Annotated in this window: 7 protein-coding genes; 6 read left to right on the forward strand and 1 reads right to left on the reverse strand. The window is 59.5% G+C overall.

The genetic code is table 11. The features are described 5' to 3' along the window. Positions 1-41: 41 nt before the first annotated feature. Positions 42-1,529: a CCA tRNA nucleotidyltransferase gene (locus CCHOA_RS10490; RefSeq protein ID WP_123930444.1), complete on the reverse strand. Its 1,488-nt coding sequence runs from the start codon at positions 1,527-1,529 to the stop codon at positions 42-44. 257 nt (positions 1,530-1,786) lie between these two features. Here CCHOA_RS10490 and CCHOA_RS10495 point away from each other — a divergent pair, with 257 nt between their 5' ends. From CCHOA_RS10495 to trxB, 6 genes are all read left to right on the forward strand, one after another. Further along, positions 1,787-3,184, forward strand: a complete 1,398-nt coding sequence (locus CCHOA_RS10495; protein WP_123930447.1) for a leucine-rich repeat protein — start codon at positions 1,787-1,789, stop codon at positions 3,182-3,184. 163 nt (positions 3,185-3,347) lie between these two features. Beyond that, positions 3,348-4,823 (forward strand): NUDIX hydrolase, encoded by a 1,476-nt coding sequence (locus CCHOA_RS11230; RefSeq protein WP_123930450.1) that lies wholly within the window; start codon positions 3,348-3,350, stop codon positions 4,821-4,823. After that, positions 4,820-7,381: a hypothetical protein gene (locus CCHOA_RS10505; protein WP_123930453.1), complete on the forward strand. Its 2,562-nt coding sequence runs from the start codon at positions 4,820-4,822 to the stop codon at positions 7,379-7,381. The genes CCHOA_RS11230 and CCHOA_RS10505 overlap by 4 nt, the downstream gene beginning before the upstream one ends. A gap of 673 nt (positions 7,382-8,054) precedes the next feature. Then, positions 8,055-11,687: a murein biosynthesis integral membrane protein MurJ gene (locus CCHOA_RS10510; RefSeq protein WP_206425798.1), complete on the forward strand. Its 3,633-nt coding sequence runs from the start codon at positions 8,055-8,057 to the stop codon at positions 11,685-11,687. Positions 11,688-12,064: 377 nt separating this feature from the next. After that, complete coding sequence (locus CCHOA_RS10515) at positions 12,065-12,850, forward strand: RNA polymerase sigma factor (RefSeq protein WP_123930455.1); 786 nt, start codon at positions 12,065-12,067, stop codon at positions 12,848-12,850. Between the two features lie 258 nt (positions 12,851-13,108). Continuing rightward, positions 13,109-14,044 carry a thioredoxin-disulfide reductase gene (gene trxB / locus CCHOA_RS10525; RefSeq protein WP_123930461.1) on the forward strand — a complete coding sequence of 312 codons (936 nt, stop codon included), beginning with the start codon at positions 13,109-13,111 and terminating at the stop codon, positions 14,042-14,044. Positions 14,045-14,095: the final 51 nt, after the last annotated feature.

Below are 14,095 nucleotides of genomic sequence, written 5' to 3' on the forward strand. Positions count from 1 at the left end.
CTGTATCCTTGGGAATATAACTGATTCGGTTGAGGGGTTGGCTACTGCTGCCGCTGTTCCCACCACTGCAGTAGCCGGGCCGTTGCTTCCTCCGGCTCCATCGGACCTTCTTCAAGGCGCAATTCCTTCAAAAATGCCCACGCTTGACCAACCTCTGGACCTGGGCGCAGATCAAGCAGCTTCATAATGGCATTACCATCCAGCGCCGGACGTACCTGCGCCAGCGATTCTTGTTCTTGAAGCTCAGCGATCCGCTGCTCCAAATTGTCATAGGCACGCGCCAGCCGGGCTGCTTTGCGCTGATTACGGGTTGTCACATCGGCACGCACAAGTTTGTGCAGTTTCGGCAACAAGTCACCGGCGTCGGCCACATAGCGGCGCACCGCCGAATCAGTCCATTCACTTTCCCCATAGCCATGGAAGCGCATGTGCAAGAACACCAAATCGTTGATGTCGGAGATCATCCGTTTGGAATACTTCAACGCCCGAAAGCGCCGCCGGGCAAGTTTCGCCCCCACACTTTCATGCTGGTAGAACGTCACCCCACCGCCGGGTTTCGCCGCCCGCGTATCCGGCTTGCCAATGTCGTGGATCAGCGCCGCCCAACGCAGCACCAGATCAGGGCCGTCCTCTTCCTGATCGATTGCCTGCTGCAGCACCTGCAAGGAATGGCGGTACACATCCTTGTGGCGCATATGTTCATCCGGGGTGAGCTGGAGCGCGGGAATCTCCGGGAAAAAGTAGTCACACAATCCGGTAGACACCATGACGTCGACACCCTTGACCGGGTTAAGGCCAAGCATCAACCGGTCGAGTTCATGGGCGATCCGCTCCACGGAGATCCGGGTGATCTCCCCGGCCATCGCCGTCATCGCAGTAGCAACCCGATCGCTTAAATCCATGTCAAGCTGGCTGACAAACCGCGCCCCACGCAGCATTCGCAGCGGATCATCCCCAAAGGAAATCTCTGGCGAATCAGGGGTGTCGATCAGCCCCGCAGCAAGATCCTCCAAACCTCCTAATGGGTCGTGGAATGTGTAGCTGCCATCAGCATGCACCTCACAGGCCATCGCATTAATGCGGAAGTCACGGCGAATCAGGTCACCGCTGAGCGTGTCGCCGAATTGCACCTCCGGGTTGCGGGAGTTGCCATCATAGGTGTCCGACCGGAAGGTAGTGATCTCTAGCTGGTTGTGGTCATGCTCCCCAGAGACGGTGCCATAGGCAATACCGGTATCCCAGATACTGTCGGTCAATGTGCCTAGCGCGGCAAGAATGGCGTCTGGGCGCGCATCTGTTGTGAAGTCCAGATCATGACCAAGTCGGTCAAGCAGCGCGTCACGCACCGAACCACCGACGAGATACAGCTTGTGTCCACGGGCAGCAAACGAGGCGGCAAGCGGCTGCAGCGTCTGTTGGACAGGGCGAAGCGCATCATCAAGTCGGCGAAGCACAGCGGCTTCGTCGAGTACGGACAGGGTATTGTCGGCTGTTGTTTCCTCGGACACGGGTGTAAGTCTAGCGAGCATCGGTGATAAAACCATGTTGCTCACCCGGACGTTGGTTCGTTGGTCGCACACCGCACCACCGGGCGGGTCGCACCACAGCTGCGACCAGCACTGCCCCAGGTGCGGCCACGTTCGCAATCCTTAGCACTGAAGGTTTCGGCTCTTGGTGCGTGTATCTGCCACAATGAACGGTCAGGGCAGAGGTTCACAACGCTCTTGCTCTTGCTTGTTTCAAGTCCGCAAGCAGTCCCTCCAATCATTTCCCATAAGGAGAACCTGTGCAGCAGCATTCCACCGGTGCAGGCAGGCTTGCAGTCTGCGGTGCGATAGCACTGCTCACACTCAGTGGTTGTCAGGTCGCCTCCTCATCCAGTCCCAATCCGGGAGCAGCTTCCCCGACACCGTCAACCGGTGCCACATCGCACCCGCAAGGGCTCACGAATCGGGAAGTGTGGGAAGCAACAGCATTTGCCTATCAGCCATCTTCCAGCGGTGATGGGGTAGCAATTCGTGGTTTCCGCAACGACACCAACCCGCATCCAGGGCAGCCGGTGGTGTTTCCCGACACTGATCCCACCGGCCAGCCCATCACCGAGATCGCCCCATTGGCGTTTTGCTATACGGTGTGTGGTGATTTCATCACCGATGACACACAAACCGAGATGCCATTAGCAACCCCAATACATGAACAGCGTATGATACTGGCAATTGATCGCTGGCCTGCCCAGTTGCGGCGAATCGGAGATGGGGCATTTACCTATAACCAACTGCAGCATATTCCGAACCACTGGGGAACCATTACTCATATTGGTGCCGCCGCCTTTGAAGGCAACCATCTGCAATCCCTACCACAGTCGTGGGAAGGTGTAGTTGACCTCGGGGAATCCGCATTCGCCGCAAATAAGCTAACCGCAATTCCGGCCTCTTTTGGGGTGTTGACCACCCTGCCCGCATGGGTGTTTAGCGGCAACCAGCTGCAGGCTATTGCAGGCGATTTTGGCAATGTTACTCAGATTGGGGCGGGCGCTTTCAGCCATAACCAATTGCAGCGTCTGCCGAGGAATTGGGGCAGCATTAAAACTCTTGCGGATGGCGCGTTTGCCGATAATGCGCTGGAAACCCTCGCCCCGGCATGGGATGGGGTGACAAGCATTGGCCAGTCGGCGTTTGCAGGTAATGCTCTTCGCGCACTTCCTCAGCAGTGGGGGCAAGTGCGCTCCTTGGGTGCTGGTGCCTTCGCCGACAATGCGCTGCAAACCCTGCCTTCTCACTGGGGTGAGCTGCAAGAAATTCCGGCTGAAGCATTTGCCCGCAACACCATTACTGCACTGCCGGCCACGTTTGGTGCGGTCACCCACATTGGCGTGGGTGCCTTCCAAGGCAATCAGATCATCGAAGTTCCGGCGGCACCGGCGCTTGCTGTTGATGACTATGCATTCGCTGACAATCGTCTCCTCACCGTGCCGTCATCATGGGAACAGGTTCTAGCGCACAGCGAAGGAAGCATCGCCGGCAATCCGCTGTGCGGGCAACAGCCCACCGACACCCCAATTATGACTGCCGACGGGGCCCGCATTGCCCCTATCGCCTGCGGCTACTATCCGGAGCCGGCTGTGCTACCAGATGATGAACTTGAGCCCGAACCGACCAACGCCGATCTTGCACAAACCAGATAGATGGCAGCAGCCATGCAACGGCGCTGTGTTCGCTGGAGCGCTAGAGTAAAATAGTTGCACTTGCCCAACATTGGGCAGTGCTGCTGTTGGTTTTTTAGCGTTTTGCTGCTGTCCTTCTTTGCTTCCTTGTCACTAGTCGTACCTCGAATAAAGTTTTGCTGCTATGTCTCACTCACCGCATCGTCGCCGTCGCCGACGTGGATCACGCTCCCGTGGCCACGGCGGTCACGGTGCTGTCGCACGTGAGCCGCAGGCAGACTCGTCACAACCAGGATCAACGACTGCCCCAACTGGTGCTGCATCTGCTGGTAAAACCGGCGAAAAGCCGGCGGCGCAGGCAACCGGCAATACTGCCCGGTCGGGACGAGCATCGTCTCGTCGCCGGCAACGCGACGCAACCGGAACGACACGGCAACAGCAGACAGCGACGAAACCATCATCCGGTCACGGCACCGGGCAGCGTCGCAGTAGCACCGCCAGCGGGGTTGCACAGCCGACACAACAATTCGATAGCAGCGCAGCTACACCATCCTCCCGCCGCTCCTCCCGGCGCCGCAGCAGCAGTGACCGTAGCCGTCCCGGTACTGCCCCCACCCCAGCTAGCAGCTCCACCAGTCAATCATCATCCCAAGGAGATCATCCGCAGCGGCACACCGCTGCTAGCGGCAATCCTGCCCGGCGGCAACGCCGCCGCGGTGCCGACTCCCGGCGGTCACCGCGCCCAGCCCGCCAGCAGCGCAAAGGGCAACCCTCGGCGGCACTTCCCCCCGAGATAAATGTGTCACAACCCGACACCAACACCGCTACCGCAACCACAACCAACCCGGTACCGGCAACCGGTAGCGCCGTGCAGTCCACCCCGCCGCGGGAACGGCGCCGCGGCCGACGTGTCCGCAACCGGCGCAACCAACGACCCCATCGCAGCAGCAACAGCCACACCACCGGTGACGACCACAGTCAGCCCTCGCGCGAATCCCGCAGCAACAATCGTCCCGGACGCAACCGAAACCGGCACACCACCACCGGCAGTCGGACACCCCGCGGCAACACCAGAAGACGACAACCAGCCCGGCACACCACCACCAGCCGGGGCAATACGCGCAGCCTCACCCGGGAAGACCCCCAACAGCTGCGGCTACCAACCGTGGCCGAAACCAGCGCCGGCGGCCTGGTGCTTTCCGGACTCGCCGAAGCAGTAGGACCAAATGGGGAAGTAAACATGGACAAAATCTATGTTGCCCTCATCGGCCGTCTTGACCGGCGTGGACGTCTGTTGTGGTCAATGCCCAAAGGACATGTAGAAAACAATGATTCGCTGCGGGCAACCGCTGAACGCGAAGTTTGGGAAGAAACCGGACTCACCGCCACCATCATCGACACCCTCGGGGTGATTGACTATTGGTTCGTCTCCGGGGGTAAACGCATCCACAAAACCGTGCATCATCATCTCCTGCGCTATGTGGATGGTGACTTCAACGATGAAGACCCGGAAGTCACCGAAGTTGGCTGGTTCCCCGCATCCCAACTCGCCGAAAAACTCACCTACGCCGACGAACGCTATCTGGCGCATCGCGCCGAAGAACTGTTGCCCGACTGTGCCCGTCGGGAAAAAGCTGCAGGACGGGTGACGCCCCGATGACAAACACCAGGCTTAGGTGGCGGCGTCTACTCGGATGCTGCGCCGCCACCGCCCTGCTCAGTTGGAGCAGCCCGGCAGCAGCCACCCCTGCCGTTTTACCATTCCCACAAACCGAAACGAACCTGCCAGCCGCCGAACAGTGGCTCAACAACACGCTGCGACCTGTCGAAACCACCAGCGATATCCGGCTGCACATTGAACAAATCACCACCCTGGAATCCCCCAAGACCGATGACAGAGGGGTCCTCGAACAGCCACTGGGGCTTACCGTCACCATAGAAAACCACAGCAGTCAACCCGTCAGTGATCTCACCGTTCGACTGCAGCACGCCGGCGAAGTCACCACTGCTGCCGCTGGACTGTCTGCCCTTGGACAAGACCACAACTCCTATGGTTGGGCAACCGACTTTGTTGATATTCCCGGCACTATCAAACCCGGTGATCGGCGCACCTTCCTGCTGCACACCACCACGCAGGTAGCCACCGAAACCCCCGCAGCTTCCACCGCGACACCAACTGGCCGCGCCACACAATCAGGCAACCCGACACCCAGCGAACCGTTAACCAACACCGCACAGCGCAGCGACAAACTAACCACTACACCGCTGAGCTTTCCCAATCCTGGCACCTATCCGCTGCTGATCAATCTCAACGGTCGCATCGGGGATGAGGCGATCCGCTATCTCGACTCGGATCGGTGGCTGACCATCGTTGGCACACCACCGGCGCAAACTCCCCGCCAAGTTGGTGTGATGTGGCCACTCACCGGCGACACCGGCCTGCTGCCGGGGGCTACCGGCCAGGCACCAGATACTGCACCGCTGTATCTCGTCGACGATCATCTCGCCACAGAACTCGCCGAAGGTGGACGAATCTGGACGTGGCTGCAAACGTTCACCGCCGCAATCAGCGGCCCCGGCGGCGAGCAGCTCCAACAATCGACCTGTTTAGCAATCGATCCCGCACTGCTTGATGTCATTGATCGGATGCGTGGCGAATATTTCATCGCACAGCAACGCCCCTCCCCGGTTGCCCCCAGCCCCCAGCTGCGGGACTTATTCCACAGCACCTCCAAGCAGCTTCCCCCCACCACCCCGGGCAGCGGCCAAGACGCCGCCACCGCATTTATCGCCGCATTAAGCGACGTGGCGCAACACACCTGTGTGGTGGCGCTGCCCTACGGGAATGCGGATATTAACGCAATTAGTGCGATTGGTGATCTTGACTTGTTGCGGCTTGCCACCGCCGGTGGGGCTGCCCGCATCGAATCAATTCTGCACGTCCCTGTAGCACCACTGACCACCAGCCCAACCGGCTGGATCGCCCCGAATACCGCTAAAACCTTCGGATTTTTAGAACAATTTGCGGCCGCCTCCACCACCTGGCCGGCGTTGCGTTCAGCAACCTCCAACACCCCCGAAGGTCTGCTTGTGGCCAGCGGGGAGCAGGAAGTCGAAGGGGTATCAACCATCACCTATGATGCGGCGCTGGCACAGCTGCTGGCCGCGGTAAACACCCAGCCGTTGTCGCTGGCAACTACCCAGCCGGATGGCCGCTTCGATCCAACCTTTGATTCCCCCACCGCGCGACGGATCACCGCTGCGGCGGCGGTAGCCACTGCGGTAACAGCCGACCCGTCCACCCCACTGGTGGTGCTACCACCAGCAGAAATCGACGATCCAGCCGCGCAACCCTTGCGCACTATTGCGGAACTATTTGCCACCGGGGCAGCGCTTCCTGCCTCCCCGGCAACACTCTTACAACAAACCCGCGCCCAGCAGCCCCCAAACCCAATCGATTGGGCGGCCACCACACCGACTAATAGTGACAATCATGGTGCCACCACCGCTGGGGACAGCATCGACGTTACCGCCCCCACCGAGTTGGAGATTCGCCGCGCCGCCCAGCAGGCAACCTACACCATCGATCTTGCGCGGCTGATGGTGCGGGATCCGAAAATCGCCCTCACCCCGGAAGGATTTATCAGCCCCCTGCTCAGTGACCTGTTTCTGGCGTTAACCATGAATGGTCGACAAAATCCGGTCACCTATCAGCAGGCGGTAGCTGCCGCTGACTGGCGGCTCACAGAAAACCGGGCAATGGTGCAACGACTGCGAGCAAGTGTCACGTTGCTGCCGCCGGGTGCCGTCTATACCCGGATTAGTGACGAATCACCGCTGCTTATTGTTGGCCGTAACGGGCTGCCCTTACCGGCACGGGCAACAATCGGCTGGCAGGCACCACCAGGCACAGTGCTTGATGTGCCCGCCTCGACGATCATTCCCGCCAAAGGATCGCTAACCATCCAATTTACAGCGACCGTCCCCCAGCAGCAGACCACCACCCGACGGGGTGCTATCAGCATGTGGCTAGCCAACGTCGACGGGGTGGCGATTAGTGATCCGGTGAAAATCACGGTGGAAACCCGTGCCGGGATTACCGGCTATGCACCCTCCACGCTGCTGCTGGTGTTGATTGCGACAGTCTTCGGTTATCGCCTGGTGCGTTTCTTCCGTCGCAAACACAACGATGGCACACTGCTGAAACATCAACCCTAACCTCCGCCCCGAACCGGGCGTATGCCCACGCATCGAACACGCAGCTAAACAGACCGCCGGAATACTGACCCGACACTTAGCTTGCCGGATAACCCGCCCAACTCCAGTAAGCGATGCGTTTCGTGTGGAAGGTGCAAAAAAACATCATTGCCTCCTCCCGCGAGCAGACGCCCCACGTTGCGTAGTGGCTATTGCCCCGGGTAGATCACCGGGTAGGCAAGTGTGACCCATATTTTCCCGCCAGCTTCAGGCGGCAAATTTCACCCGTCTAAACATGGTGAAACAGGAAAAAACCCCTGCTGAGCGCATATGTTGAGGCTGTTGAGTGCAGGCTAAGCTAGTGCTGAGCGCAGCAATGTGACCATGTGGTATTTAGCTGTGCCCGGCGCTAAAGTGATCCGAAAAAGCAGCAAGCCCGTCACCTGCATCTGTGATGATGCATTTTCGGTGGCGGCTTCCTGCTGTTGTATGCGCTGTGTAGCGCTGCTGCAGTGGGTCAAAGATACCGGCACCGGCAGGTGTGGGAATTCTTTATGCACACCCGGCACACCGAGATGATGCGACAGGTCATCTGGATGGTGTGGTGTTGCTGCAAATTTTTTCTACGTTTCTTATCCCTTTTTCGTTGACGTGTGCTGTCAACAATGACCGAGGACAGCGGTTTATCACACATATGCATGCTGCAGATGGTTCATCCAATTCCCCGGATCGTGGGCTTCGACATCGGATTCGTCCCGCTGCCGATCCTGCACCGGTTCCTCAACCTCGTGCCCGCACAGTAGCGCACCCTACTGGTGGGATTATTCGTGTTCCTAACCAGCCGCAGACCGGTGGTGAGGCAACAGCTGCGGCGGCAGCAACTGCCACCGAATTGTTGCCAGGTCCCCAGGCGACAGTCACAGAGGTCGCTAGTGAACACGACTCGCATGAGCAAGGCTCGCCGCAACACGATACTTCTGATGCACAGGTGGTGCGCTCCACCGGGTCGATGGCACTTGCGACGCTCGTGTCGCGAATCACCGGTTTTCTGCGCACTGTTGTCTTAGGTGCGTCGCTCGGTCCTGCGGTTGGTTCGGCGTTTAATACTGCCAACACGCTACCGAACCTCATCACCGAGATTGTGTTGGGGGCGGTGCTCACCTCGCTGGTGGTGCCGGTGTTGGTGCGCGCCGAGGCAGAGGATCCCGATCAGGGGGCGGCGTTTATTCGCCGATTAATGACTTTGTCGCTGGCACTGTTGGCTGGGGTGACGGTGTTGGCGGTGATCGGGGCGCCGTGGCTGGTGTCCATCACGCTCGGCTCGGATGGCAAAGTCAATGTGGTGCAGGCAGAACAGTTCGCCTATCTGTTGCTGCCACAAATTTTGTTCTATGGGATGTTTTCCCTGTTTATGGCGGTGTTGAACGTCAAAGGGGTGTTCAAACCGGGGGCGTGGGCACCGGTTGTCAACAATATTGTGGTGCTGGTGGTGTTTGGCGCCTACTGGCTCACCCCTGGGGTGCTGTTGCCGGATGATCAGCCGGGAATCCTCGATCAGCATGTGCTGCTGTTGGGGTTGGGGACAACCGCCGGTGTGGTGATTCAAACCCTGATTTTGCTGCCGTATATCAAGTCGGCAGGCATCGATATCCGTCCCCTATGGGGGATTGATGATCGGTTGAAACAGTTTGGTGGCATGGCACTGGCAATTGTGGTGTATGTGGCCATCAGCCAGGCCGGTTATGTGATCACCACCCGGATTGCGGCCGCAGCTGATGCGCGGGCGCCGCTGATTTATCAGCAGGCATGGCTGCTGCTGCAGGTGCCGTACGGCATCATCGGGGTGACGATGCTCACCGCGATTATGCCGCGCCTGTCCCGGAATGCGGCGATGGGTGACGACAAAGCGGTGGTGAAGGATTTGACGCTGGCCACCAAGTTGACGCTGGTGTCGCTGGTGCCGATTATTGTGTTTTTCTCGGCGTTTGGCGTCGAGATCGCCACCGCCCTGTTTGCCTATTCGCGTTTTACTGCTGCTGATGCCCGAATTTTGGGTTGGACATTGTCGTTTTCAGCGTTCACGCTGGTGCCGTATGCGATTGTGCTGCTGCATTTGCGGGTGTACTACGCCCGCGAGGAGGCGTGGACTCCGACGTTTATTATTGCCGGTATTACGTCGACGAAAATTGTGTTGTCGCTGTTAGCACCGCTGCTTGCCGCATCCCCGTCGAAGGTGGTGATTTTGCTGGGGGCAGCAAACGGCTGCGGGTTTATTGCTGGTGCGGTGATCGGGGCGTTGTTGCTGCGCCGCAAACTCGGGCCGTTGGGGCTGGCAGCAATGAGTCGTACACTGCTGATGACTGTGGGGGTGTCCGCGGTGGCGGCAGCAATCGCCCATGGGGGTTTGTTTGTTGTTGATCGTTTGTTCTTTGCCCCAGATCATGTGCCGTCGAGTATGGGCTATTTGCTGCGTACCGCGGTTGCCGGGGTGGTGTTTTTAGGTTTGACCGTGCTCGGGCTGGTGCTGGTTCGTCTTGAGGAGATGAGCTATGTAACTGGCATGTTGGCACGTATTCCGGTGGTGGGTTCCCGCATTGCGGCTGTTCACCAACCTACAAGTGCGCAAAATGAGGTGCAGGCTGATCCGTTAGCGGCGGCGCTTCCCGCCGTAGAGGCGAATGTGAATTCGCAGGCGATCTCGGTGGAGGCGTTTGCAGCCTCCCCGGTGCCGCCGCCGCTGTCGGCTGGGGTGGTGCGCGGCCCGAAGCTGGTCCCTGGTGCCCCGGTCGCCGACGGCGCCTATCGGCTGCTGGCCGATCATGGCAGTGTGCCTGGTGCCCGGTTCTGGCAGGCGAAAGCGACTGCCACCGGTGAACTGGTGGCGTTGACCTTTGTCGACACGACTGGTTCGTCGCCGCAGGCGCCGTTGCAGCCGGCGGCGGCAGCCGCCGCAGCCCAGCAGGTGTTAACTCGCACACAGGCGTTAGCCGAGCTCCATGAGCCGGCGATCCCTGAGATTATCTTGATGCGGGCCTACCGGTCGGGATGTTTAATTGTTGCCCGCTGGCAGGATGGTTCACCGCTGAAAACAGTGGCTAGCCAGCCAGTTGATCCGCGGGGTGCGGCGTGGGCACTCACCGATTTGGCGAAAGCTACCGCCACCGCACATCAGGCTGGTCTTGCTGTCGGTATTGATCATGCCGCCCGGATTCGGATCACCCCCGCCGGGCAGGCGGTGCTTGCATTCCCGGCGGTGCTTGCAACAGCATCACAAACCCAAGATGTGCGCGCTATTGGTTCGGCACTGGCGCTACTGTGCGCCCAGGCGCCGGATGTTCCCGCCCCGGTTGCGGATCTTGCCGCCACCGCCAGCCGGGCAACCACAGTTACTGACAGCAGTGCATCGGCAACTGATGTGCAAACAGCGGCGAAACCGGGGTCGGGTATGTCAGCGGCCACCTTGTACCACCAGCTGGTGGATAAGTCTTTTGCTGGCACAGTACCGCCAGCCGACGACGATCGGGAGCCGCTGCCGGTGGAAACCCAACCAACCCCCCATCCGGAGCAAACCTCTGGCGGATTCGGTTCTGCCGGCTACACCCGCAAGGGCACCGCGATTCTCTTTGCCCTGTCGGTTGCCCTGGTTTTGCTTGCTGCCGCGCTTGCTCTCTACGTGTTTGGACTGCTCAACGGCGACGAACCTGACGCGCCAGTGAAACAAAACCCGATCGCGAATGTCACCGGAAGCAGCGATTACACCGGGGACAGCAAACCGGTGGGGCAAACCGTTACCGGCCCGGTGGCAATTACCGGGGTGACGGAGTGGCAGCCGCAACCTATTGCGCCCGGATTCACCGACAACCCAGAGCTTGCCCCGCTGGCGGTCGACAATGATCCTGCCACCGGCTGGACCACCGATGTTTACGCCAACCAATTCGGTGCAACCCCACCGGCCACCAAACCAGGCATTGGGCTACTGCTCACCTTGGCTGAACCGGTGCCAGTAACCGCGGTAAGTATCACCAGTCCAACACCGGGGGCGGCCGTCCAACTCTACGAGGTGGGACCTGCCACCCCCGCTGACGGGTTCACTACCCTCAATCAGGCACTCCTGATCGGGGGCGGTGTGCTGGAAGAAGGCACCACCGAAGTGGACACCACAAGCAGACCAGTCGTGAATCGGATACTGGTGTGGGTCAATGTGCTGCCGGATTCACGCCAGGCAGCCATCAACGAGATCACCGTCACCGGTTTACTGCCGGTCGCCGACGATAATCCACCAGTTGATGCGAATCCCCGCACCCCGGCGGCAGCAGCTGTCGAATAGTCGACACGCGGCAACAACTTCACCTTCATACACCCGCGATTACCACGAGCGCCCTTCCCAGCGCCGGTTCAATCGCGGGTGTTTGTGGTGCAGTGCCGGTGCCAGCCACGCACCAGCCAGATAACCAATGACCGCCATCGGATCTGCAACCCCCACCTGTCATCCGTTGACGAGGAATCAGCTGGAACGGTTCCCATCACATTTCCCATATACCTATAGCAGTCATAGGTATCGACGGCATGGGGGTGTTTCAGTGACACTAGAGCGGAATCTTGTAGACACACTCAGGGGGAAGGAACCGCCCACCACACCGGCCACACCACCACACTGGACACGGGGGTGCCAGCAGTGGCCACACCACAATTGGGCAAACCACCATGACACAGCACACCAACACCACCACCAGCGTCACACGACCAGCCTGCAGCAACCATCCACCAACAACCACCCGCACCGCCCAAGGATTCCCGGTAGCAAAACGCCACCACGCCAGCGCACCCAAAACAGCCACCGGCCACTGCCGAACCACCACCCAACAGCCAGTCACTCACCCACCCACCACAACCCCACCAACACCCCACCGCCCCACCACAACAAGCGGCAGCCACCACCACGACCCCGACACCCACCTGGTGCACCGTTACTGCGAAGGCGAAACCTCCGCCTTTCGTGACATTGTGGCCCGGCACGAAGAACACCTGCGCTGGGTGGCGCGCAGATACGCCAAATGTGAACAAGACGCCGAAGACATCATGCAAGATGCGTTGTTCTCTGCATCCCGAGGGCTGGCAAAATTCCGGCAAGACGCAAAACTGTCCACCTGGCTCTACCGGATTGTCGCCAATGCTGGCTACGACCATGCACACAAAAACTGGCGCGGCGAACAACTCATTCTCGACGACGACAGCAGCGGCCGCACCCTGCTCGAAGTGTTAGAAAGCACTGAACCCACCAGCGATCAAGCCCTGTCGATCACCATGCAAGCAGCATTGCAAAAACTCTCCCAAGAACAACGGGAAGCCATTGTGCTCATCGACATTATTGGACACACCGTCAACCAGGTAGCCGCCTATCAAGGTGTTCGCCCAGGAACAGTGAAAAGCCGCCGATCGCGGGCGAAAGAGATCCTACGCAGCGAACTTACCCCCATCTTCGACGACTAGGAGCCGCCGCGCGACCGGCAAACCACCGGCTACACCAACCAGGCCACAGGAGCGCGCCGGGAATACTGCGCGCACCCAGTGAAGTTATACCGATGGCAGCAGCACACCGGCGACCGCACTACCCCGGCCACACACCAGCGGCGCAACGTCGCCTATGCTTAAACCTTCGTAACCCCCTTGTGCTGCAGGGCGAATCCCGGTGCTCATCGCGGTTCGCCGAAGCAGCTCATACCCTTCACGCAAAGGATTGTTCACCCCATGGCTGACATTCACGATCTCATCATTATCGGCTCCGGCCCGGCCGGCTACACTGCAGCGATCTACGCTGCCCGGGCACAGATGAACCTCGTGATGTTTGAGGGCATCGAATACGGCGGCTCCCTGATGACCACCACCGAGGTGGAAAACTATCCTGGTTTCGCGGAGGGGATTATGGGTCCTGCGCTCATGGAAGAGATGCGGAACCAGGCGCTGCGTTTCGGCGCTGATCTTCGGCAAGAACTCGTCGACGAAGTTGCACTATCCGGTGATGTGAAAACTGTGCACGCCGGCGGCGAAGTATTCCATGCCAAGACCGTGATCTTGGGCATGGGTGCAGCCCCCCGCTATCTGGGTGTTCCCGGTGAACAAGAACTCCTCGGCCGCGGTATTTCGGCCTGTGCTACCTGCGATGGTTTCTTCTTCCGCGACCATGATATTGCGGTGATCGGTGGCGGCGACTCCGCGATGGAAGAAGCACTCTTTTTAACGCGTGTCGCCAAGTCTGTCACTATTGTGCATCGCCGTGATGAATTCCGCGCCTCGGCAATCATGTTGCAGCGCGCCCAGGACAACGAAAAAATCCGTTTCCTCACCAACACTGTGGTCACCCAGGTCAATGGGCAAGACAAAGTAGAAAACTTACACGTGAAAAACACGGTCACCGGGGAAGAGTCCACCCTCGATGTCACGGCAATGTTCGTTGCCATCGGCCACGATCCTCGTTCGCAGATTGTCGCCGGACAGGTTGATCTTGACCCGGCCGGCTATGTCCAGGTGCAGCATCCCTCTACGGCCACCAATATCCCTGGGGTATTTGCTGTCGGCGATCTTGTCGATTCGCACTACCAGCAGGCGATTACTGCTGCAGGATCCGGCTGCCGGGCAGCAATCGACGCGGAACAATATCTCATGGCGCAAGAAGCCGCACAGTAAACCATGGGTGGCTGACACAAAGCATAGAATCTTCGTCGCTGACAGCCGACT

Source organism: Corynebacterium choanae (genome assembly GCF_003813965.1).
Lineage (GTDB): Bacteria > Actinomycetota > Actinomycetes > Mycobacteriales > Mycobacteriaceae > Corynebacterium > Corynebacterium choanae.

Bases quoted from the DNA above. Each gene is read 5' to 3' on its own strand.
- CCHOA_RS11230 (WP_123930450.1), top strand. From the start codon at position 3,348: ATGTCTCACTCACCGCATCGTCGCCGTCGCCGACGTGGATCACGCTCC.
- CCHOA_RS10505 (WP_123930453.1), top strand. From the start codon at position 4,820: ATGACAAACACCAGGCTTAGGTGGCGGCGTCTACTCGGATGCTGCGCC.
- trxB (WP_123930461.1), top strand. From the start codon at position 13,109: ATGGCTGACATTCACGATCTCATCATTATCGGCTCCGGCCCGGCCGGC.
- CCHOA_RS10490 (WP_123930444.1), bottom strand. From the start codon at position 1,529: ATGCTCGCTAGACTTACACCCGTGTCCGAGGAAACAACAGCCGACAAT.
- CCHOA_RS10510 (WP_206425798.1), top strand. From the start codon at position 8,055: ATGCATGCTGCAGATGGTTCATCCAATTCCCCGGATCGTGGGCTTCGA.
- CCHOA_RS10515 (WP_123930455.1), top strand. From the start codon at position 12,065: ATGACACAGCACACCAACACCACCACCAGCGTCACACGACCAGCCTGC.